Origin of the sequence: Microcoleus sp. FACHB-831, assembly GCF_014695585.1 — a bacterium.
Lineage (GTDB): Bacteria > Cyanobacteriota > Cyanobacteriia > Cyanobacteriales > FACHB-T130 > FACHB-831.
On the sequence record NZ_JACJON010000067.1, the window covers coordinates 262,016 to 284,927 of the forward strand.

Annotated in this window: 18 protein-coding genes; 9 read left to right on the forward strand and 9 right to left on the reverse strand. The window is 45.0% G+C overall.

Going from position 1 to position 22,912, the window contains the following annotated elements:
- Positions 1-241: 241 nt before the first annotated feature.
- On the forward strand, positions 242-955 hold the full coding sequence (locus H6F77_RS19810) for a DUF2834 domain-containing protein (protein WP_190490333.1): 714 nt from the start codon (positions 242-244) through the stop codon (positions 953-955).
- Here the strand turns inward: H6F77_RS19810 and H6F77_RS19815 are convergent.
- The 7 genes from H6F77_RS19815 to H6F77_RS19845 all read right to left on the reverse strand — a co-directional run bounded on the left by H6F77_RS19815 (position 932) and on the right by H6F77_RS19845 (position 8,087).
- On the reverse strand, positions 932-3,373 hold the full coding sequence (locus H6F77_RS19815) for a VIT domain-containing protein (RefSeq protein ID WP_190490334.1): 2,442 nt from the start codon (positions 3,371-3,373) through the stop codon (positions 932-934). The genes H6F77_RS19810 and H6F77_RS19815 overlap by 24 nt on opposite strands.
- Positions 3,374-3,691: 318 nt before the next feature.
- Positions 3,692-4,147 (reverse strand): hypothetical protein, encoded by a 456-nt coding sequence (locus H6F77_RS19820; protein ID WP_190490336.1) that lies wholly within the window; start codon positions 4,145-4,147, stop codon positions 3,692-3,694.
- Positions 4,148-4,254: 107 nt separating this feature from the next.
- Complete coding sequence (locus H6F77_RS19825; protein ID WP_190490338.1) at positions 4,255-4,770, reverse strand: hypothetical protein; 516 nt, start codon at positions 4,768-4,770, stop codon at positions 4,255-4,257.
- Positions 4,771-4,930: 160 nt separating this feature from the next.
- The gene (locus H6F77_RS19830) at positions 4,931-5,119 is read right to left on the reverse strand and encodes a CPXCG motif-containing cysteine-rich protein (protein WP_190490340.1); all 189 of its coding nucleotides are present in this window, start codon (positions 5,117-5,119) and stop codon (positions 4,931-4,933) included.
- A gap of 484 nt (positions 5,120-5,603) precedes the next feature.
- Positions 5,604-6,050 carry a hypothetical protein gene (locus tag H6F77_RS19835; RefSeq protein ID WP_190490342.1) on the reverse strand — a complete coding sequence of 149 codons (447 nt, stop codon included), beginning with the start codon at positions 6,048-6,050 and terminating at the stop codon, positions 5,604-5,606.
- A 144-nt stretch (positions 6,051-6,194) separates the two neighbouring features.
- Positions 6,195-7,814, reverse strand: coding sequence for a B12-binding domain-containing radical SAM protein (locus tag H6F77_RS19840; RefSeq protein WP_190490344.1), 1,620 nt, complete (start codon positions 7,812-7,814; stop codon positions 6,195-6,197).
- 18 nt (positions 7,815-7,832) lie between these two features.
- Positions 7,833-8,087 carry an SWEET family sugar transporter gene (locus H6F77_RS19845; protein ID WP_190490346.1) on the reverse strand — a complete coding sequence of 85 codons (255 nt, stop codon included), beginning with the start codon at positions 8,085-8,087 and terminating at the stop codon, positions 7,833-7,835.
- Positions 8,088-8,330: 243 nt separating this feature from the next.
- Here H6F77_RS19845 and H6F77_RS19850 point away from each other — a divergent pair, with 243 nt between their 5' ends.
- Complete coding sequence (locus H6F77_RS19850) at positions 8,331-8,534, forward strand: hypothetical protein (protein WP_190490347.1); 204 nt, start codon at positions 8,331-8,333, stop codon at positions 8,532-8,534.
- 15 nt (positions 8,535-8,549) lie between these two features.
- Here H6F77_RS19850 and H6F77_RS19855 read toward each other — a convergent pair whose 3' ends face one another.
- Positions 8,550-10,424 (reverse strand): hypothetical protein, encoded by a 1,875-nt coding sequence (locus H6F77_RS19855; protein ID WP_190490349.1) that lies wholly within the window; start codon positions 10,422-10,424, stop codon positions 8,550-8,552.
- Positions 10,425-10,735: 311 nt separating this feature from the next.
- On the opposite strand from H6F77_RS19855, the gene H6F77_RS19860 reads away from it, so the two are divergent.
- Both H6F77_RS19860 and psb35 read left to right on the forward strand, forming a co-directional pair.
- Complete coding sequence (locus H6F77_RS19860) at positions 10,736-13,750, forward strand: PBP1A family penicillin-binding protein (RefSeq protein ID WP_309228888.1); 3,015 nt, start codon at positions 10,736-10,738, stop codon at positions 13,748-13,750.
- Positions 13,751-13,917: 167 nt separating this feature from the next.
- Positions 13,918-14,130 (forward strand): photosystem II assembly protein Psb35, encoded by a 213-nt coding sequence (psb35, locus tag H6F77_RS19865; RefSeq protein WP_514131595.1) that lies wholly within the window; start codon positions 13,918-13,920, stop codon positions 14,128-14,130.
- 86 nt (positions 14,131-14,216) lie between these two features.
- Here the strand turns inward: psb35 and H6F77_RS19870 are convergent, their stop codons facing one another.
- Positions 14,217-14,861, reverse strand: a complete 645-nt coding sequence (locus H6F77_RS19870; protein WP_190490353.1) for a hypothetical protein — start codon at positions 14,859-14,861, stop codon at positions 14,217-14,219.
- A 691-nt stretch (positions 14,862-15,552) separates the two neighbouring features.
- Here H6F77_RS19870 and H6F77_RS19875 point away from each other — a divergent pair.
- The 5 genes from H6F77_RS19875 (at position 15,553) to H6F77_RS19895 (ending at position 22,553) form a co-directional block, all read left to right on the forward strand.
- Entirely contained in the window at positions 15,553-17,085 is a 1,533-nt protein-coding gene (locus H6F77_RS19875; protein ID WP_190490354.1) for a ferredoxin--nitrite reductase, read from the forward strand.
- Between the two features lie 71 nt (positions 17,086-17,156).
- The gene (locus H6F77_RS19880; protein WP_190490356.1) at positions 17,157-18,524 is read left to right on the forward strand and encodes a CmpA/NrtA family ABC transporter substrate-binding protein; all 1,368 of its coding nucleotides are present in this window, start codon (positions 17,157-17,159) and stop codon (positions 18,522-18,524) included.
- 90 nt (positions 18,525-18,614) lie between these two features.
- Positions 18,615-19,457, forward strand: coding sequence for a nitrate ABC transporter permease (gene ntrB / locus H6F77_RS19885; RefSeq protein ID WP_190490357.1), 843 nt, complete (start codon positions 18,615-18,617; stop codon positions 19,455-19,457).
- A gap of 106 nt (positions 19,458-19,563) precedes the next feature.
- Positions 19,564-21,582, forward strand: a complete 2,019-nt coding sequence (locus H6F77_RS19890; RefSeq protein ID WP_190490359.1) for an ABC transporter ATP-binding/substrate-binding protein — start codon at positions 19,564-19,566, stop codon at positions 21,580-21,582.
- A 119-nt stretch (positions 21,583-21,701) separates the two neighbouring features.
- The gene (locus tag H6F77_RS19895; RefSeq protein WP_190490362.1) at positions 21,702-22,553 is read left to right on the forward strand and encodes a nitrate ABC transporter ATP-binding protein; all 852 of its coding nucleotides are present in this window, start codon (positions 21,702-21,704) and stop codon (positions 22,551-22,553) included.
- Positions 22,554-22,912 lie beyond the last annotated feature (359 nt).

The following is a 22,912-nucleotide window of genomic DNA, read 5'->3' on the forward strand; positions in this document are numbered from 1 at the left end:
GCCTATAGTCCTAAACTTCACACAATCCTAAAGGACGATATTGAATTTTTATGGTATAAGGTGCGTAGCGCGTGCAGTATTGTCGCCTGTCTAGGCGGGCTATGCTCATACCCCTTACCAGAAGCTTGTGAAATGTATCAGCCTTTACTAGAGCCAGATTTGACTTAAGAGAGACGTGGGGCTAGATACCTCTTATTTAGAATTTGTTGACTGAGAAGAGTTAAATCATCAATTCAAGGCTATGGGCAGAAAATTGCTCTTGTGGTTGATATGGGTGGTATTTACGGGCTATACAGTGTGGCTGGCTCCCCTCGATCGACCAGATACATGGCCCTTAGTGCAAAGGTTGTTAACGTTTAAGTTCGCAGAAGTTAATGCGATTTTAATGGCAATATTCTGGCTAATGGGCGTGTGGCCGATGATTTATGCGTGCTTGATGTTTGCCGACGGCAAAATTCAAGATTTCCGTATTTGGCCTTATTTCATAGGGTCAAATGGAATAGGAGTAATTTGCCTCATTCCCTATTTGATACTTCGTAAATCTAATCCAAAATTCACCGCTTATAAGGATACTTTACTAAAAATATTAGATTCACGATTGACAGGGTTGGCTCTGCTTTTAATTACGATTGTGTTAGTTGGTTACGCCATAAATGCTGGAAACTGGGGAGATTATGTTGAACAATTCCAAAGCACGGAATTTGTTCACTTGATAAGTATAGATTTTTGTTTAATGTGCTTAATATTTCCGCTCACATCATTATTTGATGACGATATGGCTCGCCGGGGTATTAAGGATGGGCGAATTTTTTGGGCAGTGGCGATAGTTCCTTTATTTGGCCCTTTGGCTTATCTATGTTTGCGCCCTAATTTGCCAGAATTTAGTACAAAAACAAGTAAGGTGGGCAGTGCCCACCCTACAAGTAGCTCGTTATGGTTGGATACGCAAGGTTAAGCGGACTGTACTATTAGCAGATGGAGGAACGCGCCAGGTTGTGAGCGATCGCTTAATTAATTTCACAACCGTCGGTTCTTTCAATGTTGAAGCTTCCTCATCCAACATAATTCGACTTACACGACCTTTGCGGACTGCGAATTCAAAGACAATTTCCCCACTAAAACCTGTGGGAATATTTAGTTGTTGCAGGTGGTGAGTCACAGCATCAATCGCCGCTTTATCCAATCCCGTTACGCTGACAACTTGCAATCTGAGATTGTTAGTTGTTGGTGTTGCGATCGCTTCCTCCTCTGAACCGTCAATCATCCCAGGCGATATTAAAGTGATATCAAATTCATCCGCTAAGCCTTGCGCTGGTTTAATTGATCTCCTTACCACATCTTGCCTTAGCAGCCCGCGCACAGCCTCTTTAGCTTTGCCGATCCCCCCTGAAGCCTTGGGTGCTGGTGCGGCTGGGCGTCGTAGCTCCAGCTCCAGGTATTGGGGGTCACTACCAGTGAGTTCAGTTCGGTCATATTTGGGCGCTGGCTGGCCTGAGTAGAGATTTTTGCTCGCAATACCAAGACTAGCAGCAGGGGGAACAGGAATCCCTTGGTAGCTGACGCCTTCGGGCATTTCTACTGGCACGTTCATCGATAGGGATTCGCTTTCTGGATTGACGCGCACGTCATCACTCACAGCAACAAAAGCGGTGTATTGTGACAACAGTTGATAAGTCAAAGCTGTATCTGTAACAGCATCTACTCCAGCTTTGGTTTCAACGCCGAACATTTGTTTCATCAAGTCTTTAATTCGGGCACGTCCCCAAAGTTGAGCGATCGCAGTATTGCCAGCTTCCGCAAAACTGAGATTAAAAGTCTTTTTATACTGACTTCCACCTGCTGCAATACCGTTGATGTGTAGGGTTCCAGCAGTGCGATCGCTCTTTCTACCAAACAAAACTAACGGTTGTTCTGCAAACAAATCTGGCAATATTGTAGGGTAAATTGTCGGATCTTCCCCACCACCTTCCCAGCTAACTTGAATATTAGTCAGCACTGGGTTATTAATTTGCCGGAAGAACTTTTCTGCTACTTCCTGGGTTGGTTCATCCTGACGAACAATTTGACAAGTTCCCCGCCCAATTTCTGCAATGCGATTCAATAAGAAGCGGTTAGGAGAACTACCAACGCCGAAACTATAAAGGCGATTTCCCTGTTTCAGTTCCCGCTGAACTTCTGCTAAAATTTCGTTATCGTTGCCAATGTAGCCATCAGTTAACAGCACGATACTCCGCAAACGTCCCGCTGGTTCTGCTGGGAAGTTCATAACTGCGCGAATGCCATTTAGCAAGTAAGTACCGCCATTAGCTTGCAGTTGATTAACATATTTAATTGCCTTTGCGCGATTTTCTGGAGTATTCGGCAAGGGGGCTGGAGATAGCTGAGTTGTAATATCGCAAAAATCGATAATTGTGAAAGTGTCGTTGGGATTTAATCCATTAATAAAGCGGCGCATTAATTCCTGACATTTTATCAGCGGATCGCCCATTTGCGAACCGGATGTATCCATCAGGAATACGACATCTTTGGGTACAATTTCATCGGTACGATATTCTAAGGCGGGAATTAGATAAATTGCGAAATGTCCGCCGCGTTCGTCTGATTGTTTTAGTACTGTTGCTTGAGTGTTATCGCCAGCAACTTGATAGCGCAGAATTAAATCTTTGTTGGGGATTGTATCTTCTCCGCCCAACTTTACGCGCACAATTTGTCCTTCGTATTCTATGCGTAATTGGTGGGAAGGCGATCGCACATCTCTAATCGTTACCCCTGCATCAATTTCTACCGTGACGCCGATATCCCCGCGCGATCGCGTTCCTTCTGGCATTATAGGTGGAGTGATGCGCGAAGCGTCTGGAACTTGGTCTGTATCGCCACTTCTATCAATAGGCGTACCGGGGATAAACCTTGGCCCCACTACCATTGGGAATACAAATTCATAGTCGCCGCCTTCAAATTTTAGGCTGTCGGTGTAGCGAATGGTGACATCAATTTGTTCCCCAGGTTTGATATTAGCAAGCGATTGGGTAAAGATGTTATCTCGTTCTTGTTCTAATAGTCCAGCGGTGCGTCCTTGTTGTTTGGCTTGTTCGTAAATTTGTTGGGCTTCTTCGCGTTTTTTGATGTTACCTGTGATGATGCGATCGCCTAATATAATTTCCATGTCATCCACCGCCGCTTCATCTGGCAAGGGAAACACATAGACTGCTTCTAAAGGCTTAGTGAAGGGATTTTCAAAACTCTGCGTCACCTCAACTCGCGAGATATTTCCAGCGATTTTGGCGCTAACTTCTGTATGTTTTAGCGGAAAGACTAGCTGCTGTCCTTCACGATCTTTGACATACAAACCCGGTGTGGTAGTAGGCATGGGCATTTCCCTCCTAGTCTTGGGCAGTTCGCTCCATGCTAGCCTCGAAGCAATTGCAACTACGAGTAAAATTTAAAAAATATTAACAATTTGGCGGATTTATTCCCGTTATCTGGTAGCGCTTGGGTTCATATATGCGATTTTTAAGCAAAGCGATCGCGCTAGAGTCTCCCTTAGCCAAGATGCTACTCTGGGGAAGGCTTCGGCTATAGCACGACATTTGAACGCCAATTGGTATAAGTAAAAAAAACCAGCTGATGGCGACAGCTGGCTACGAGAGGAGAGTCATAAATTAAAAATTAAAATTTAGATCGGCGGCATTTATCAGTCATGTGCTATGACTTTTTCTCTAGCAATTACTTTCTTACCCCGACTAATTGTTAGCTGTTTCTCAGTCAGAGTGTACGTGGTATCGCCATTGACAGCAACATAGCGAAATCCCTGCTCGTCGTAATTTTTAAGAGGTAGAGTTATGCCACCTTGTCTTTTATTTTTAGCAACAGCAGCGTAATGGCTAGGAATTCCTTCAAAGCCGCAAATATTCAATTTATAGTTAATTGTTTCAATTGCTAAGATACGTTCCTTACCCTGCGGACAAAGAAAAAATTTTGTGTTTTGGGCAAGTTGAATAGAATGAGAAAGCGCTAAATTTTCTTTGGGGGCGCGATTCGTTAATTCTACAGCTTTTACTGAAGGAACCAAAAACAAAAATGCTCCTGCACCAAGCATTGCCAGCTTTAATACATGGGTACTATTAATTTCGGATTTAACCAGTCTCATGTATTAAGCTTGATTTAAAACAAAGTGGAAATATGCTCTCAGTTGTGTTGATAAACCTTCATACTTGAGGGGAAGATGGTGAAACTCAACCAAGAGCATGTTCGGGCTTACTCCCAGCGCGTGACTTTTTGGTTTACAAGAGTTTTACGCCCTTGAATAGCTGTTAGTTTGTTGCGGGTTAGGGTGTAACGCACGCCGCCATTAACAGCAACATAACGCTTAGCTTTAGAATCGTAACTTTGGAGAACTAGATTGATGCTATTTTTGCCATTCTTGGCTTTAGCAACATAATTTGTTGGAGTACCGCCCGAACCGCAAATACTCACAACAAAACCACTCGTTTCCGCCGTGATGTAAGGTTCCAGATTTTGTTCTGGAATAAGGGGGCAAAGATTATCTACAAGGGCGATTTGCATGGGTCTATCGCCTTGGATAGTCTCTGATGCAAGTTTTTGGTGATTGACAGTTTCACCACGTTTTTCCACTAGAATATCAACGCGATCGCTGCCTCTCATTACTTCTTTTGCATCTACCGATGAGTGCAACAACAAAAACGCACCAACACCAAGCATTGCCAGCTTCAATGCGTGTTTGCCAATAAATTCGGGTTTCATCAACGGCATAAGCTCTCTTTACCTTACAGATGATACTGAGATCAGCCTACCCGTTGTCTTGGTAAATAGCCTCGGTAATATTACGGTTTCAGTTAAAGTTGCTAGACAGATAAATACCGTGCGATCGCGGTATCTTTTTTCGTTATCTTAAGGAGCAAAATGCTGTATATTAACCTTCGTATTCGCTATCAATCTCAATATCCAGCGTTTCTTCATCAATCCGCACATACAGTATATTTGGACGGCAGCAAACTTGACAATCTTCTACATAAGATTGCTGTCCGCCAGCACTTATGTCAACAAAAGTCGAATTGGGTTCGCCGCAGTAGGCACAGTAATATTCACCTGTCGTTTGCATTAATTAAGCCTCGCCACAATATTTTCACATTCTCGTTTCGTTACTTCATAGCGATCGCCATGACTAATTCTGGCCTATTGTTGGCTGGTAAACAAGTACCTGCTTACGTTTAGTAACCTGCAAGTGGATAGGCTACATACTCGTTACCATTGCGCTGGCTAAAGAGATCATTAATCGCATTGCTGTCGCATTTGCAACATCCCAAATAGAGATTTGCAGCTTTTTTGTCGTGAATTTATCTTAATTGATAGCAATAGTTTTCCTAGTGCGATCGCTTGTTTATATCAACCCTCTTTCAGTTTGATTTCAATTAATATACAAACCTACATACTTACACACTTAAGATTACCATTATAGCCCTCAAAATCATTACTACCAAACCAGAATATTATGTGCAGGTGGCGCAGGGGGGAGAACCCTAATTGCGTATTTATTCTATAAATTTGCAAAAATTAGAGCCTCCCGTCGCTTGTGGTATGCTATTTTATCTTGAACTAATTACTTCTTCTTCTTGCAAGAGTTTCCTGCCTTTAAAAACGCTCAAACTTGCACCATTGACAATGTATGTGATGTCGCCCGTCTTAACAACATATCCAGTTCCTTCTTCTGTTCTAGCCTTCAGAGGACGAGTACCTGTACCATTGCTCTTGCTAATACCCGTATAAAAAAGTCCTTTACTTGTCCGGCAAATATATACGTGAAAGCTTGCAGTCTCAAAATAATTAACAAGCCGCCCTCCTCCCGCATTAGGAGGGCAAGTATTTTGAGCAAGTAGCAAAGGGATATTTCTGGTATTAGTTACCGATGTTTCTATCCTTCCCCTATCACTGATTAATTCTGTAGCCCCTACCGATGGAGTTACGAATAAAAAAGCACTAGCAGCTAGCAAGGCTAACTTCCTGGCCTGTTTAAAATTTAATTCAGTTTTCATTTTTATCAGGACTTAAGTTCAATGTTGCTTACATTCGCTAACGTAAACAATAAAAATCTAATCGTCCATAGTTTCACTACTTTTTTTAAGATAAATTTGGTTATTGTGAAGTTTTTGAAATGTTTGTGTTTGAGGATAATGCTACTAACTAAAATTAGATGTAGCGGCGGCTAGATGCTTCTGTAACGTCGCAACTGGTAGCGGCCCTTGCAAGTGATTCCAGGGTAAAACTTGCTCTAATTCCCAGTTAGTATGGACGTAGTAATCTAGTTCTGGTAACTGTCCCCGCAGTTCTTTAAAAGCGCGTCGGTAGCTACCGAGGGAGTCGCCATAATGGCGAGTTAATTCTAAAAGATGAGATAGGCGTCTGTCTCCTCTAGATATTAAAGCCTGCATTACTGACCAGTTATAACTTTCTGGTCTAAAATCAATGCCATTGCGTCGCAATTCCTTCTCTAAAAACTTCAACCTCTTTTCAGCTTGGCGATTAACGCCAAACCACTGAAAGGGGGTGTGAGCTTTAGGGACAAAGGTGCTGCATCCCAGAGTTAAGCGCAAACCAGGGGCAGATTTTTTGAGCGATCGCATCATCGCCACAGTTTGATCTAAATCCTCTGCTTCTTCACCGGGAATACCTACCATCCCGTAGAGTTTGAGTGCGCTTAATCCTCCGGCTTTGGCATTAATTGCAGCTTGAACAATTTCATCGTTGTTGAGTTTTTTGTTAATAATTTGCCGCACTCTCTCGCTTCCGCTTTCTACAGCAATAGTGAGCGATCGCGTATCTCGTTTAGCCAAAATTTCTGCTAATTTTACCGTTACCGTATTAGTTCGCACCGAAGCGATACTCAGCCGCACATCATCATACTGTGGCTTACTCAAATAATCTAACAACGCTTCAAATTCTGGATGCTGAGTAACAGACGCACCTAATAAACCTAGCCGATTAGTTACAGCCAAACCGCGATCGATTGCAGGAATTAAAGAAGTTTCAAGGCTAGCCGTGCGAAAAGGCAAAGTTAGATAACTTGCCAGACAGAAGCGGCACATTTCTGGGCAACTGCGAACCACTTCTACCATGTAAATATTTTCCCATGCTGCCTTTTCAGTAACGACAGATGAAGCAGATAAAGTATTGCCCCGATAAGTCTGCTTTTCTACCTGGCTGGGAATTTCTGCGTCTACAGATTCAATTGATTTAATAAAGCCAGTAGAGTCATCATATTCTACATGATAAAGACTGGGAACATAAATTCCTGGTACTTGCGCCAGATGCCTTAATTTAACTTGCCGATTAGCGCTTCTAACTTCTTTATAAGCATCAATAAAATTTCCCAGTAAATTTTCGCCATCACCCAACAGTATGACATCAAAAAAATCAGCGAAAGGTTCTGGATTAGCAGTTAATACTGGCCCACCACCAAATACTAACGGATGCTCATCAGAACGAGCAGCAGCGCGAGTAGGAATTTCTAGGGATTCTAATAAATTGAGGATATTTACATAGTCCAATTCCCAAGATACGGAAAAACCAAGTAATTCTGGATTTCTAGGCAGTTGTTCGCGAGTATCGGTGAACAGGCGGCTTACCTCAACATCGCGCCGCATTGCTAAAGTTGCCCATACCACTTGAAAGCCAAGGCTGGTGATGCCAACAGTGTACTCGTTGGGGAAAGCAAAGATAGCGGGTATGGCGTCGTTGTCCGGCGTCGCAGGTGTAAATAAAAGGCGTTCGGCAGCGAAGGCAGAGGCAGTAACAGGCATTTTAAGCTTCAAAATAGATCATTTATATTTAATTTTAAGCCATACAATTATAAGGTTTAAAATTAACGTCACCAGATTTGCCGCAATTACCGCCACATCTTGGCGCAGAATTCCGTATACTAACCACAGAAAGACACCTATACAGAAAGTAATCAGCATAACGAAAGAGACATCTTTAGCTGATTTTGTTTTCCAAACTTTAATGACTTGAGGCAAAAAAGCGATAGTCGTTATTGTACCTGCGGATAATCCCAAAATAGTGACAAAATTCATGGTGATCTTGAGCTAGTGTCCAGTTAGTAGGTTTGGTAATCTCCCCCTACTACTATCTCAAATATTGCAACATTAAAACGTTAATTTAGAGACGATTAATATTATTACCTTACAAGTAGCTAATTTAACGAATTTCGTAATTAGTCGTTCAGCGAGCGCTAATTAGCCTAGCGTATCCCTGGGTGTATTTACATTTTATAGTCAGAAGGCGATAATATTGCCCCAATTAGATAAGGATGTATTTTGGGGAAGTGGATATCGATATTAATGGCGATCGCCGTCTTCTCTACCTTAAAAAATAGTGGCGATCGCGCCTACAGCTATCTGTCTAACTGTAGGTTAAAATTTTGGCAAATTTACTCACCTCACTTGATAGCTAGATTAGAACAAACTAGAGCCTCGGTATACAGCATTCACCCATTCCAACCATCTTTTCAGGTAACTTGAACATTAAATTATTTCTCAGCTTTTGTTTTTCAGCTTCTTCTGATAAGACTTAGCCCAAGCATATCGCACTGGATCTTCTTTCAAAAGATACTTTACTACTTCCCAACGTTTATTCTCATCCTTGGCATTTCTCACGACTCGCTTGATTTCAGCATCCGTATCTCTAGGGTTAGCACCGCGTTTGATTGCCTCGTCAAACCAATACGCACCATCTGCACATTGACCCCGTTCAAAACAAATTGCACCCATGAGGGTGTAGGGGTGATGACTATTAGGCTGGTATTTAATAGCCTGTCGAGCGCAATATTCTGCGTCATCTAATTTATAGATATCGCGGAATGCCCCGCCCCTAGTTGTTAGTAATGCTGATTTGAGCTTATTTTCTTTAATTTTATCTAAGTCCAGATTTTCCGTTAACTTCAATGCTTTTTGTGGTTCATCTGCTTTGCGCCAATGGCTGCTAGCATTGGGCAAGTTCCATTTATTTCCCGTCCGGTTGTACTCCTGTTCGTAGAAAGTTGCTTCTATTTCGTGGTGGGTAATTAAAATTTTTCCTGAGAGCAGTTCATGCTTTTCATAAACATGATCTTCTGGCCATCGATAAAACCTATAATTAGGCTGAGGCGCTTCAATTTTATTCGCCTGTAGCCAACCTACATCCGTAGGTTCGAGCCGCTCTTTTTTCTCCAATTTTTGCATAATTGCGTACAAAGGGCTGGCGGGTGATTTATCTTTATAGGCAGAGACATCATATTTCGCTTTGAGAGTAGCAAAGTCCTTTTCTTGGGCAAAAACAATTATCTCTTCACGTCCATTCTGTTTCAGCCATTCAGTCTCAGGTTCACTTAGCTGCTCTCCTGATTCAATCTTGTACTTCAGAGTAGCAACGTATTTGCATTGGGCAATGACTATCGTATCAGTAAGTTTACGCTTTTTCAGAAAGTTAGTATCTGTCTCACTCAGGGCAATTCCTGATTCAACTCTTTTCAGAAGTCTGTACAAATGATTATAGGGAGATGAATCCTCATATTGAGTTGCTTTGTACTTAGCCTTGAGTGCAGCAAAGTTCCGCTTCTCCTGTAGCTCTCGATCGAAGGAAATTATCTCGGTAAGTCCCTGCTGTTGCAGCCAATTTATCTCTGACTCATTCAATAGTTCTTCTGAGTCAACTTGTTGCAGTATGAGATACAGAGGACTAGATGCAGATGTATCCAGGTATCTAGTTACTTGGTATTTATCCTTCAGTTGTGAAAAGCTGGCTTCCCTTAATGATTCTTGGTGCTGAAAAAATGCCAGCGTTTCAAAGAGTTGCTGTTCGTTTAACCAGTTAACATCTGAATCACTTAGGCGTTCTTCTGCTTCCAATCGCTTGAGGATTTGATACAGTGGGCTATCTGGCGATAACTCTTGGTATTGAGTGGCTTTGTACTTAGCCTTTAAATTTATAAATCGCTCTATTTCCTGTTCCCTTAACTCAGCGCTCGCCATTGTCGCAGAAAGCCCGTGCGCTTTCAGCCATTCAAAATCTGAATCAGTTAGTTTATTTCCTGAATCCAGCTTTTTAAGTATAAAGTAAAGGGGGCTAGACTTTGATGAAATAGAACAGTTTGTTGCTTTGTATTTAGACTTTAACTGAGTAAATTCACTTCCTAACTTTATGAACTCGGATTCTCTATGTTGCTGTTCGTGCTGGATAGCTTCAATGGTTTTAAAAAGCTCACGCTCTCTCAACCAATTAAGCTCTAATTCATTTATTTCGATACAACAGTCAACTTTACGGAGGATGAAATACAGCAAACTAGAAGGTGATGAATCTTCATAGCTTGTTGCTTGATACTTGGATCTTAGTGCAGTTAAATGTTTTAACCGTGCTTGAGATTCGTTGTACATATTGATTGAAGAGGCGGGGCTTAATCTGGCTGTAAGCGAGACTATAACAACAAGATCGCCAAAAACGGCTCCGGAAAATTACCTATCGCCCAAGAAAATCGCGGTACTCTTTACACAGCCGCTAACGCGCTAACGCGCTTCGCTTCGCTGACGCTAAAGCGCCTGACAATCGCTGTAGCTATCAACGCGAATATACGCCCAACCAAAAAAGGAAGTGTCCAAGTGCCTAGCGCAAATTGCGATCGCGGGCATTAAAATAAGCAACAATAAAGGCGAGTACTAGCTTGGCTCGTGGGAATGGAGGAGTTGACGTGGCAAAGTTTATCTCAAAGCTCAAAGAGATATCGCATAAACTCAATACGGGATCGTCAACGGAACCCGATCAGCCGCCTCTGAGCGACAGCCAACCAGGAAATCCTTCTCAGGTGTCAACCGAACCGGAAAATCATTTGCACGACAGTAAACCAGAAGCCGGTTCTAGCGTCTCAACAGAACCTGGAACTCTTGTAGTGAGCGATCGCAAACCAGAGCAGACAATCACCCCAGCATCAGGAAGCGAGAAATTAACACGTTCCCTAGCAAGGGTGAAAGAGATATCCACCAAGCTATCGAACTATATGAGGGTGGGGGTGTCACCGGAAACTGGAAAGTTTCTGTTGCTTGAGGGGGAGACAGACGTAGACACCCCAGCATTAGAGCGTCAGAAATTGATTCGTAGTCTTAACCACCTCAAACATCAATCAACGCAGGCGGTAATTCAGGCGTTCTCTGGTCCTAAGCCGCTGCATCGTAACTACAAGTTTTGGCTAGGCGTGGGGGTAGGAGGAGGAGCGATCGCCCTCGGTGGAGTTTGGATATCAGTAGAACGTGGCTTACCTGATGTTAACGACGTTGTAACTTATGTTCGCGATGGCACGATCACTATCAAAGCCGCAGACGGAACAATTCTTCAACAACAGGGTGAAGCAACCCACGAAAAACTCAAAATAGAGCAAATTCCCAAACCGCTGATTCAAGCTTTCATTGCCGCAGAAGACAGGCGCTTTTACCAACATCACGGCGTCGATTACCAAGGTATTGGCAGAGCCTTTGTTTCTAACCTTATGGCTAGAAATGTTGTAGAAGGCGGTAGCACCCTCACTCAACAGCTAGCAAGAATTGTCTTCCTCGACCAACAACGCAGCTTTTGGCGCAAGCTTAGGGAATTTCGTCTGGCTCAAAAAATCGAGGATAAGCTCACAAAAGAGCAAATTTTAGAGCGTTATCTTAATTTAGTTTATCTTGGTTCGGGAGCCTACGGCATCGCCGATGCATCGTGGGTATACTACAGCAAACCCCTCGACCAACTGACATTACCAGAAATGGCCATGTTAGCAAGCATGGCACCTGCTCCCAGTGTCTATTCGCCTTTTGTAAACGAAAAAGTCGCCAAAGATCACCGCAATTTAGTGTTGCAAAGGATGCGGGACTCTGGGTTTATTACGCCGCAACAAGCGCAAGAAGCGATCGCCACGCCGCTAACCACAAAACGCAGCGCTCCCAAGCGACTAACCCGCGAAGCCCCATATTTTACTGATTACATCCAGCAGCAAATTCCCAAGTACGTCTCGCCCGATTTGATAGATAGAGGTGGATTGACAATAGAAACTACCTTGAATCCAAACTGGCAGCAAATAGCAGAAGAGGCAATCAAAAAGACGATTGAAGAAAATAGTAAAGGACAGAACTTCGATCAAGCTGCAATGGTAGCTGTAGATCCGAGAAATGGCCAAATTAAAGCAATGGTTGGGGGGAAAGATTTTTACCAAAACCAATTTAACCGCGTCACTCAAGCGCAGCGCCAGCCCGGTTCAACCTTCAAAATGTTCGTATACAGTACGGCGATCGCTGCTGGATTTACCCCATTTCGCGGTTACGAAGACGCCCCTTACACCGTAGACGGCTATACTCCTAAAAACTTCAGCGAAAGCTATCAAGGCTGGCTGAACATGAGGGATGCCCTTACCAACTCCATCAATGTCATCGCCGTCAAAATAATGATGGACGTAGGATATCAGCCAGTTATCGACACTGCTAGAAAAATGGGCATAGAATCTCCACTCAAGCCCACCCCTTCTCTAGCATTGGGCAATTCCGAAGTCAACTTGCTAGAGCTAACCAGTGCTTACGGCACCCTCGCAAACAAAGGTATGCACGTCAAAGCTCACGGCATTACCCGCATTCTCGGCAGAGACGGCAACATTATCTACGAGGGGAAATTTAAGCCAGAGCGTGCCCTACAGGAAGACACAACTGCCATTACAACCTGGATGCTGCGAAACGTCGTCAACAATGGCACGGGTGGCGCAGCTCAACTTAACGATCGCCCCGTAGCTGGTAAGACTGGTACTTCTGACGAAGCCCGCGACCTCTGGTTTATTGGCTACATTCCCCAATTGGTAACTGGCGTTTGGTTGGGTAACGACAACGACGATCCAACTTGGGGTTCTAGCAGCACCGCCGCCGAAACCTGGAATAAATTCATGGCCAAAGCTGTCGAGGGAATGCCTAAAGAGGAGTTCCCCAAGCGTCCCGATGAGTTAGAAGGTCGAAAACCTCAGATCAAAGTACAGCCCATCAAGGCTAAAAATGTCCTTTATGGAAGGGTAAACTCAGACGACAGCGACGACTCGCCACGCCCTCGTCGGAGGAGATACCAAGAGGAAACCTCCAGCAACAATAACTCTACTAATTACAGGCCGCGCCGTTCCAGATATCGCAATAACAGCGATGACAACTCCAACGAGTATCGCCCCAGAAGACGGCGCGTAATTACCAGCCAGCAATCTGATAGCAGCGAAAACACTTATCGCCCCAGAAGACGGCGCGTAATTACCAGCCAGCAATCTGATAGCAGCGAAAACACTTATCGCCCCAGAAGACGGCGTGTAATTACCAGCCAGCAATCTGATAGCAGCGAAAACACTTATCGCCCCAGAAGGCGGCGTGTAATTACCAGCCAGCAATCTGATAGCAGCGAAAACACTTATCGCCCCAGAAGGCGGCGCGTAAGTACCAGCCAACTGTCTGAGAACCAATCCACACCCCGCTACCGCCGCAGGTATCCTAGTGCAGATAATAACTCTGGGTACTCAACACCAGTTCGGCGCCGTTACCGGCAGTCATCAGCCTCCAATTATTCTCCCTCGCGGCGTTACCGCACCCAAAACACAGAAGTAACGCGCACATATACACCGCCCGCTCCACGCGCTGAGAGGAGAGCGCAGCAATACTCAGAGATGCCACCCGCTCCACGCGCTGAGCGGCGGGAATCTTCTGGTGAGTAAGTTGCCAGTTGGCGACTGGGAAGTTGAAGCCAAAAGTATTTTACTTTTTACTTACCCATATCTACCACTAGCGCCGGGGATCAAACTTAGGAGTGATAAATGATACTCTCAAGTTTGATAGCATGACTTAAATACGAATAAGGAGTTGACAAGTAATGCATTTACTGATGGAAGCTGTTGCTGCCAATCCTAATGCGCCTCATTTTCCAGTTACTTTTACCGCTGTGTATGCAGTTGGGTTTATAGCTGCTGTGACTCTTGGCTCGGTTGCCTGGTACAACTCAAAACGCCCTGTGGGTTGGGAAGATAAGGATCGTCCTGATATTGTGCCTGAAGTTAAGAAAGAAGCAAATCCAGGATTGGGTAAGCCGATCAAGTAAGAAAGGCTACATAAACAAAGTCGTGGCTAGCTGTGAGCGGAGCCTTGACAATTAGGTTGGCACGGCCACGACTTAACATCAATCATCTAACGGAGAGCCAAATCAGAGCGAAGTTTTAAGGCCAAATCGGTGTTGGGGTTAATGACAACAACATCAACTTTTTTGCGACCCAATACTAGGCCGCCTGCTGCACCCGCTCCAGCGCCACCTAGAACTTCTAATATAGAGATCTTTTTATCTCCTGTAAGACCTGAGAGGGCAGCCGCCGCAGCTCCACCAATTGCAGCACCTTTCAAGATCGAACTGGTGTTAGCTCCTCGGCGCACTTCTTGGCTTCTGGTAATTACGCTAGAAGTGGCATTGATATACTGCCTTCTACCTTGCGATCGCACCAATTCTTCAGCAATAAACTGCGATCCTCCCTCTGCTGGTTGCAGTTTACCCACTATTCTACTGCCAGCAGGAATTAATATCGTCCCTGTACGGCTTTTGACGTTTGCTGCCACTATTAAGGTTAAGGGCACGCTCTCTTTGGGACTGACAACAATTTTTTCTGCTTTGTCATACAGAACGGGTATTGAAGTCCCGTTGGGGATTACAATCGTCTGGTTCTGATATGCAGTTTGAGCAACAGCAGGCGCGGTTGCCACGATGGGTGCAGCTACACCACCCATCATTGAGAGGGCAATTAGTACAGATGCTCCAGATTGCCAGCGCTCGATCTTAGGCATAATAGAAAACTCTTCATAATACATCGGTACTATCACCAGACGGCAATGCAGTGACTTTGTTTCTGATTGCTGTTTTTGACATCGGCTGCGGTTTGGTCGTTGTTGCTCGTTTCACCCAGCCAAGTGCGATGCTTTATTTCAATCCGCGATCGCGATTTTTACATAGCTAAGTGCGCCGTAATACTTCAAATCTGGGGAAGGAACAGCAGTACAAGGGCTAGTGTTTATTGGCGCACAAAGCTAGGCACTGCAACATTGCCTTTTACATTAAAAGTTCCTTCCCATCTTCTGCCTTCAGCGTAGTTGCTATGCAAAAACGTCATTACATAATGCATCGCCTTAATTATTCGACATCTTTTGTAACAGAAGATACGAAACAATACAAACCAGGCCCGTAAAGTATTGTGTAGAAAGTAATTAACACAAAACTGCCGCCGTCAAAGCGATCGCCGAACCGTAGATTTAAACATCATCGTCCGCCTTACCTGAAGCGGCAAAAATGGCAAAACAATTAACCAAAGCCTAGAAAGTAGGCTTTGGCTAGCTATAGCTATGCATTAAATAGTTAAGTCGCACGGTCACAAGATATACGGATCTAATTCAATAGTCCGCATAACTTAAAGAACACAGCAGTTTCATTTCAGGTGTAGATGACTAACTCGAATAGGCAGTAAGCAAAAAGGTTAAAGATATGACAAGCACAGCCACTCCGACAGCAAGCCTCAATAAATTTGAAAAATTAAAAGCCGAAAAAGACGGTCTAGCGGTGAAAGCCCAGCTGGAGGAATTTGCCCGGATTGGCTGGGAGGCAATGGATGAAACAGACCGCGAACATAGACTAAAGTGGCTGGGAGTGTTTTTCCGACCAGTAACTCCCGGCAAATTCATGATGCGGTTGCGGCTACCTAACGGAATTATAACCAGCAATCAAATGCGGGCGCTAGGGGAAGTATTGCAACGTTACGGCTCAGATGGATATGGCGACATTACTACAAGGCAAAACATCCAGTTGCGGGGAATAAGGATAGAGGATTTACCAGAAATTTTCCAAAAATTTAGGCAAGTTGGGTTAACCAGCGTCCAGTCTGGGATGGACAACGTGCGGAACATTACAGGTTCGCCAGTAGCCGGACTGGAAGCAGGGGAATTGTTTGATACGCGGGAACTGTGCAACCAATTGCAGGATACGATCACCAACAATGGAGAAGGCAACAAAGCTTTCAGCAACCTGCCGAGGAAATTTAACATAGCGATCGCAGGTTGCCGCGACAACTCAGTACACGCTGAAATCAACGACCTCGCCTTCATACCCGCCTATAAAAACGACCAGTTCGGTTTTAACATCATAGTCGGCGGCTTCTTCTCAGCAAAACGTTGCGATGCCGCCATTCCCCTAGATGCCTGGGTTGTGCCCGAAGACGTTATTGATGTCAGCAGAGCAATTTTAGAAGTTTATCGCGACCAAGGACTGCGAGCCAATCGCCAAAAAGCCCGTCTCATGTGGCTTATCGACGAAATGGGTATTGAAAATTTCCGCGCCGAAGTGGAAAAATACCTGGGACGCCCAATGTCACCAGCCGCACCCAAAGACGAAATCGACTGGGACAAGCGTGACCACATCGGTATTTATCAGCAAAAACAACCAGGCTTGAAGTACGTCGGCTTGCACGTACCTGTAGGGCGCCTGTTGGCCGGGGATATGTTTGACCTAGCTCGACTAGCGGAAGTCTATGGGGGGAGCGAAATTAGGCTTACAGTAGAGCAAAACGTCATCATCCCGAATATTCCTGACTCTCGCTTAACTCAATTTTTAGCGGAACCGCTACTCGAAAAATTCTCTACAAACCCCGAACCCTTAACACGGACAGTAGTTTCATGCACTGGCGCTCAATTTTGCAACTTTGCCTTAATTGAAACCAAAAACCGCGCGATCGCTCTGATTAAAGAACTAGAAGCAGAGTTAACAATGCCTAAACCAGTGAGGATTCACTGGACTGGTTGCCCCAACTCTTGCGGACAACCCCAAGTCGCAGATATCGGTTTGATGGGAACAAAAGTTCGCAAAAACGGCAAAACCGTAGAAGGCGCAGACATATATATGGGCGGCACGGTGGGCAAAGAAGCTCACCTGGGAAATTGCGTGCAAAAAAGCGTTCCCTGCGAAGATTTAAAGCCCGTCTTGATGAATTTGTTAATCGAGAATTTTGGAGCCGAGAAAAAGTAAAAAGTTTTTACTTTTTTCATTAAAGTTTTGACTTTTCCAAAGTATCTGCTAGTGAGGAGAACACACAGAAAATGAGCAATCTTTCCCGACGTAAATTCATCATCACAGCAGGAGCAGCCGCAGCAGGCAGCATAGTAGTTCATGGCTGTACTAGCAGCAGCAACTCTACCCAAACACCAGCGGCAAACACTACCCCCACAGCCGCAGCAAGCGGCAGTCCTGTACCAACCGCCAGCGTCGCAGGCACGGCTGACAGCCCAGAAGTCACAACCGCCAAGCTAGGATTCATTGCCCTAACAGATTCTGCACCTTTAATTATTGCCCAAGAAAAAGGCTTATTTGCCAAGTACGGCATGACAGATGTCAAGGTCGAGAAGCAAGCTTCCTGGCCTGTAACTCGCGACAACTTGGAGCTAGGTTCAGCAGGGAATGGCATTGATGGGGCACATATTTTGAGTCCCATGCCTTACTTCATGTCCTTGGGTCAGACCAAAAACAAGCAGCCAGTGCCGATGTACCTCTTGGCGCGGTTGAATACCAACGGACAGGCAATTTCTATTGCTAATAGTTACAAAGAATTTAAGGTCGGTCTAGACAGCAAAGGGCTGAAAGATGCCTTTGCAAAACTCAAAGCAAGCGGCAAAAACGACATCAAGGCAGCGATTACGTTTCCTGGTGGAACCCACGACCTATGGATGCGTTACTGGTTAGCATCTGGTGGTATAGATCCCACAAATCAACAGGTTATTTCTGTCGTACCCATCCCCCCTCCCCAGATGGTAGCGAATATGAAAACAGGCGGTATGGAAGCTTTTTGCGTGGGAGAACCTTGGAACGCGCAGCTAGTTAACCAAGGCGCAGGTTACACCGCCTTGCTAACAGGAGAACTGTGGAGAGACCATCCAGAAAAAGCGTTTGCAATGCGGAAAGATTGGGTGGATAAAAATCCCAAGGCTACAAAAGCAATTTTGATGGCAATACAAGAAGCCCAGCAGTGGTGCGACAAACCAGAAAACAAAGAGGAGATGTGCAAACTTGTCTCCGATGAGAAGTGGTTTAAGGTGCCAGCTAAAGATATTATCGAGCGAGCCAAAGGCAACATTGATTACGGTGATGGTCGCCCGCCTGTAACTAATAGTCCGCTACTGATGAAGTTCTGGGCAGATAACGCTTCTTATCCTTACAAGAGCCACGATATGTGGTTTTTAACTGAGAACATTCGTTGGGGCAATATTCCGGCTGATACGAAGGTTAAGGAACTTGTTGACCAAGTGAACCGCGAAGATATTTGGAAAGAAGCAGCTAAAACTCTTGGAGTTCCGGCGGCTCAAATTCCTACTAGCAGTTCGAGGGGCGTTGAGACGTTTTTTGATGGTGTCAAGTTTGACCCAGATAAGCCAGAAGACTACTTGAAGAGTCTCGCAATCAAGAAAGTTTAGTAGTTTAGGGTTCATGGTAGTGGATTGGCAAGACCATGAACCCAAAAATATTTTTCGTAAGTAGGGCAGACGAGCAGAGAGAGGGAAAAAATGACAGCAAAAATTGACAGCTTTCCTAGAGCCAGCGAACAGCCAAATAAGGTTGTTGACTTTATTAAGAAACAGGTTCCAAATATTGTGCCGCCAGCGATCGCGATCGCAATATTTATGATCGTATGGCAAATCCTCTGCCCCCCCGGTTCAAAAGGATTGCCAGGCCCAATCCAAGTGCTTATAGATACTTGGGACCCTCTGATTATTAACCCTTTTTATGATAAAGGCGGTACAGCTAAAGGTTTGGGCTTGCAAATCATTGCCAGCTTAGGAAGAGTTGGTATTGGCTTTTCATTATCAGCGATTGTTGGCATAAGTTTGGGTATCTTGATTGGCGCTAATAAATTTATGTATCGCGCTGTAGACCCGATCTTCCAAGTGCTGCGTACCATTCCGCCCCTAGCCTGGTTGCCAATTTCTCTAGCTGCCTTCAAAGATAGCCAACCATCGGCAATTTTCGTGATTTTTATCACCTCAATTTGGCCGATTATTATCAACACAACGGTAGGCGTACAACAGATACCCCAAGACTACAGAAACGTTGCTCGCGTGTTGCGTCTGTCTAACCATAAATATTTCTTTAAAATTCTCTTACCAGCAGCAGTACCCTATATCTTTACTGGGCTGAGGATTGGTATTGGCTTGTCTTGGCTGGCGATTATAGCTGCCGAAATGCTAGTAGGTGGCGTGGGCATCGGTTTCTACATCTGGGATGCTTACAACAATTCCTTAATGAGCCAAATTATCCTAGCGCTGATTTATGTGGGCATTGTTGGGTTTTTTCTAGATAGGTTAGTAGGATTCATTGCCTCAAAAGTTGTCCCAGAAGAACAAAAATAGCTTTCAGTAATGGGTAATCGGAAATAGAAGAAAAGTACCAGTTACCCATTACCAATTAACAGCTACAAGCTGAACAAGAATTAGCAATAAGTAATTACCAAATCTTATGTCTGTATTTGTAGAAGTCGATCATGTTGACAAGATATTCTCGCTAGCCAATGGTGGCAGCTATATTGCGCTCAAGAACATCGAACTGAAGATAAAACAGGGAGAGTTTGTCTCTTTAATTGGACACTCTGGCTGTGGCAAATCCACCTTGCTGAATATGATTGCAGGTCTGGATAAACCAACTCACGGGGGCGTGATTTTAGAAGGGCGGTTGGTGACTTCTCCTGGCCCAGATAAAATGGTGGTTTTCCAAAACTATTCGCTTCTGCCTTGGTTATCTGTGCGCGATAACATCGCCTTGGCAGTGGATGAAGTTTATAAGGACAAACCTAAAGGCGAGCGCAAGGGTATTGTAGAACATCACATAGATTTGGTGGGATTGCGGCACGCTGCACACAAGCCACCCGGACAACTATCGGGGGGGATGAAACAACGGGTAGCGATCGCCCGCGCCCTAGCTATTCGCCCTAAGTTACTGCTACTTGACGAACCCTTTGGCGCGTTGGATGCCCTAACGCGGGGTGGCTTGCAAGAGCAACTGATGACAATCTGCGAAGAAAGCAAAGTCACCGCCGTCATGGTGACTCACGATGTAGACGAAGCCTTGCTGCTGTCTGACAGAATCGTGATGCTTACCAATGGCCCAGAATCTCACATTGGTCAGATTCTAGATGTTAATATTCCGCGCCCCCGCAAGCGTTTGGAAGTAGTAAACCATCCAGACTACTACGCTATGCGGAATGAAATTATCTACTTCCTTAACCAACAGAAGCGAGATAAGAAACGCAAGGCAAAAGGTGCGGCTAAACAAGTAGGCGCGATCGCGCGTCACGGGCTGGAAAAAGTCAATCTAGAAATAGGCTTCATCCCCCTCACCGACTGTGCGCCCTTAGTAGTTGCCAAAGAAAAAGGCTTTTTCAAAAAGCACGGCTTAGAAGAAGTCACCTTAAGCCGCGAACCAAGCTGGAAAGAGATATCCAAGGGTGTCGCCACAGGTCGCTTGGATGCCGCCCAGATGGTTTCCGGTATGCCTCTTGCCATGACTCTGGGCATGCGCGGCAATACACCTATCCCTACTGTCGCCGCCTTGGTACTCGACCGCAACGGCAATTCGATTACCTTAAGCAAAAAGTTTTACCAGCAAGGCGTCCGCACCCTAGCTGACTTGAGATCCGCGATCGCTTCTGAGCCTGACAAGGTACATACCCTGGGGATGGTACACCCCTCCTCAATGCACAACCTGATGCTGCGCTACTGGCTAGCCGCAGGCGGTATAGATCCAGATCAAGATGTCAATCTGACCGTCATTCCGCCGCCGCAAATGATAGCCAACCTCAAAGCTGGAAGTATCGATGGCTACTGCGTTGGCGAACCCTGGAACTCGCGGGCAGTTCAGGAAGGTTTGGGCTTTGTCATTGCCACTGACTTAGATATATGGCCCGGACATCCTGAAAAAGTGCTGGGCGTGCGCGAAGACTGGGCGAATAAACACCCTCAAACTTATATTGCCCTGGTTAAAGCTCTACTAGAAGCTTGCGAGTATTGTGAGGATCGCCGCTATCGAGAAGAAGTCGTGCAATTGCTGTGTCAGCCCCAATATGTGGGCGTCGCGCCAACCTATATCCGCCCCGGCTTCATCGACCCCTACAACCGGGGAACCGAGGAAAAGCCTCAGCAGCTCATGCGATACAACCAATTCCATGTAGAGAATACCAACTGCCCGGGACGAGTTGAGGGTTTATGGATTTTGACTCAACTGGCTCGCTGGGGGATTACTCCTTTCCCGAAAAACTGGATTGAAATATTAGAGCGGGTACGGCGAGTAGATTTATACGGTGAGGCGGCTCGGCAGCTTGGTTGGCCTGATGTTGAGCCGGATCGCGAGCCGTTCCAACTATTTGATGGTGTGAGCTTTAATCCTGACGATCCGATTGGCTATCTCAAGCGCTTAGACATCAGACGCGAGATTCGCATCGAAGAAATCATCATTGATGCGGCGAACACAGAAGCAGCCTGATGGAAGTTTTGAGTTGTAGAGACGCGATACATCGCGTCTGAGTATTGAGTTAACAAACTCAATACTCACAAGTCAAAACTAATCAAAATTAACTAAAAACTCACCACTCAAAACTATTCATGCAAAGCCTAAGTAGCTCCTCCTTAAATCAAAACTCCACAATCAAAACTCAAGATTATCAGCGCGATCCTTTCCTGGTAATTGAAGGTGTTTCTAAGGTTTATCCAACTACTACTGGCCCATATACTGTACTCGACAACGTAAATCTAACGGTCTATGAAGGGGAATTTATCTGTCTGATCGGTCACTCCGGTTGCGGTAAATCGACGCTGCTAAATATGGTGGCTGGGTTCGGAACGCCTACCAGTGGAGAGGTGCGACTGCAAACTAAGCGCATCAGCAAACCAGGGCCAGATCGGATGATGGTGTTCCAAAATTATGCCCTGCTGCCTTGGATGACGGCTTTTGATAATGTCTACTTGGGCGTGGATGAGGTTTTTCCCCAAAAATCACGGTCGGAGAAGGTGGCGATCGTGCGGGAACATTTAGCTATGGTGGGTTTGGAGGAAGCTGCTAATAAAAAGCCAGGACAGTTGTCTGGGGGGATGAAGCAGCGGGTAGCGATCGCGAGGGCTTTAGCAATTCGTCCCCAAGTTTTGATTCTAGATGAACCGTTTGGCGCGTTGGATGCCATCACTAAAGAAGAGTTACAAGAAGAACTGCTGCAAATTTGGCGCGAACATCGGGTAACGGTGCTGATGATTACCCACGATATTGATGAAGCGCTGTTTCTGTCAGACCGCTTAGTGATGATGACCAACGGCCCATCTGCAAAAATTGGTGAGGTATTGAATATTCCTTTCCCTCGTCCCCGCGAGAGGGCACGCATTATGGAAGACCCGGAATACTACAACCTCCGCAACTACGCCTTAGACTTCCTCTACAACCGCTTTGCTCATGACGATACGTGATGCAAATGGGGAATTGAGAATTGGCGATTAAAGATTGGCAAACTTTTCTTGGGGGTTGGGGATTGGTGAGAGTCCCCAGCCTATTTTCCTTTTTTTGACCCCACTCAAGGCTTTATCGCCCCTTATTATCACCGCGACAGCAAGTTACCCACGAACACTCAGCCGTTGGAAATCAGCCGCATTTATGTAAAAAGCGCATACTAAAATGCATAAACTTCATAAAAACAAACATTTTGTTACAAAGTATACTAAAACCCCAGGTTAACCAGAATAGTTTAAAGGAACAGAAAACCTAATGCCTCAGAAGACATATTTGAACTTTTAAAGGCAATGACTGTTTAACCAAATTGAAGAAATAC

Excerpts from the sequence above, each read along its gene's own strand:
- H6F77_RS19810 (WP_190490333.1), top strand. The coding sequence starts at position 242 with ATGGGCAGAAAATTGCTCTTGTGGTTGATATGGGTGGTATTTACGGGC.
- H6F77_RS19815 (WP_190490334.1), bottom strand. The coding sequence starts at position 3,373 with ATGCCCATGCCTACTACCACACCGGGTTTGTATGTCAAAGATCGTGAA.
- H6F77_RS19820 (WP_190490336.1), bottom strand. The coding sequence starts at position 4,147 with ATGAGACTGGTTAAATCCGAAATTAATAGTACCCATGTATTAAAGCTG.
- H6F77_RS19825 (WP_190490338.1), bottom strand. The coding sequence starts at position 4,770 with ATGCCGTTGATGAAACCCGAATTTATTGGCAAACACGCATTGAAGCTG.
- H6F77_RS19830 (WP_190490340.1), bottom strand. The coding sequence starts at position 5,119 with ATGCAAACGACAGGTGAATATTACTGTGCCTACTGCGGCGAACCCAAT.
- H6F77_RS19835 (WP_190490342.1), bottom strand. The coding sequence starts at position 6,050 with ATGAAAACTGAATTAAATTTTAAACAGGCCAGGAAGTTAGCCTTGCTA.
- H6F77_RS19840 (WP_190490344.1), bottom strand. The coding sequence starts at position 7,814 with ATGCCTGTTACTGCCTCTGCCTTCGCTGCCGAACGCCTTTTATTTACA.
- H6F77_RS19845 (WP_190490346.1), bottom strand. The coding sequence starts at position 8,087 with ATGAATTTTGTCACTATTTTGGGATTATCCGCAGGTACAATAACGACT.
- H6F77_RS19855 (WP_190490349.1), bottom strand. The coding sequence starts at position 10,424 with ATGTACAACGAATCTCAAGCACGGTTAAAACATTTAACTGCACTAAGA.
- psb35 (WP_514131595.1), top strand. The coding sequence starts at position 13,918 with ATGGAAGCTGTTGCTGCCAATCCTAATGCGCCTCATTTTCCAGTTACT.
- H6F77_RS19870 (WP_190490353.1), bottom strand. The coding sequence starts at position 14,861 with ATGCCTAAGATCGAGCGCTGGCAATCTGGAGCATCTGTACTAATTGCC.
- H6F77_RS19875 (WP_190490354.1), top strand. The coding sequence starts at position 15,553 with ATGACAAGCACAGCCACTCCGACAGCAAGCCTCAATAAATTTGAAAAA.
- H6F77_RS19880 (WP_190490356.1), top strand. The coding sequence starts at position 17,157 with ATGAGCAATCTTTCCCGACGTAAATTCATCATCACAGCAGGAGCAGCC.
- ntrB (WP_190490357.1), top strand. The coding sequence starts at position 18,615 with ATGACAGCAAAAATTGACAGCTTTCCTAGAGCCAGCGAACAGCCAAAT.
- H6F77_RS19890 (WP_190490359.1), top strand. The coding sequence starts at position 19,564 with ATGTCTGTATTTGTAGAAGTCGATCATGTTGACAAGATATTCTCGCTA.
- H6F77_RS19895 (WP_190490362.1), top strand. The coding sequence starts at position 21,702 with ATGCAAAGCCTAAGTAGCTCCTCCTTAAATCAAAACTCCACAATCAAA.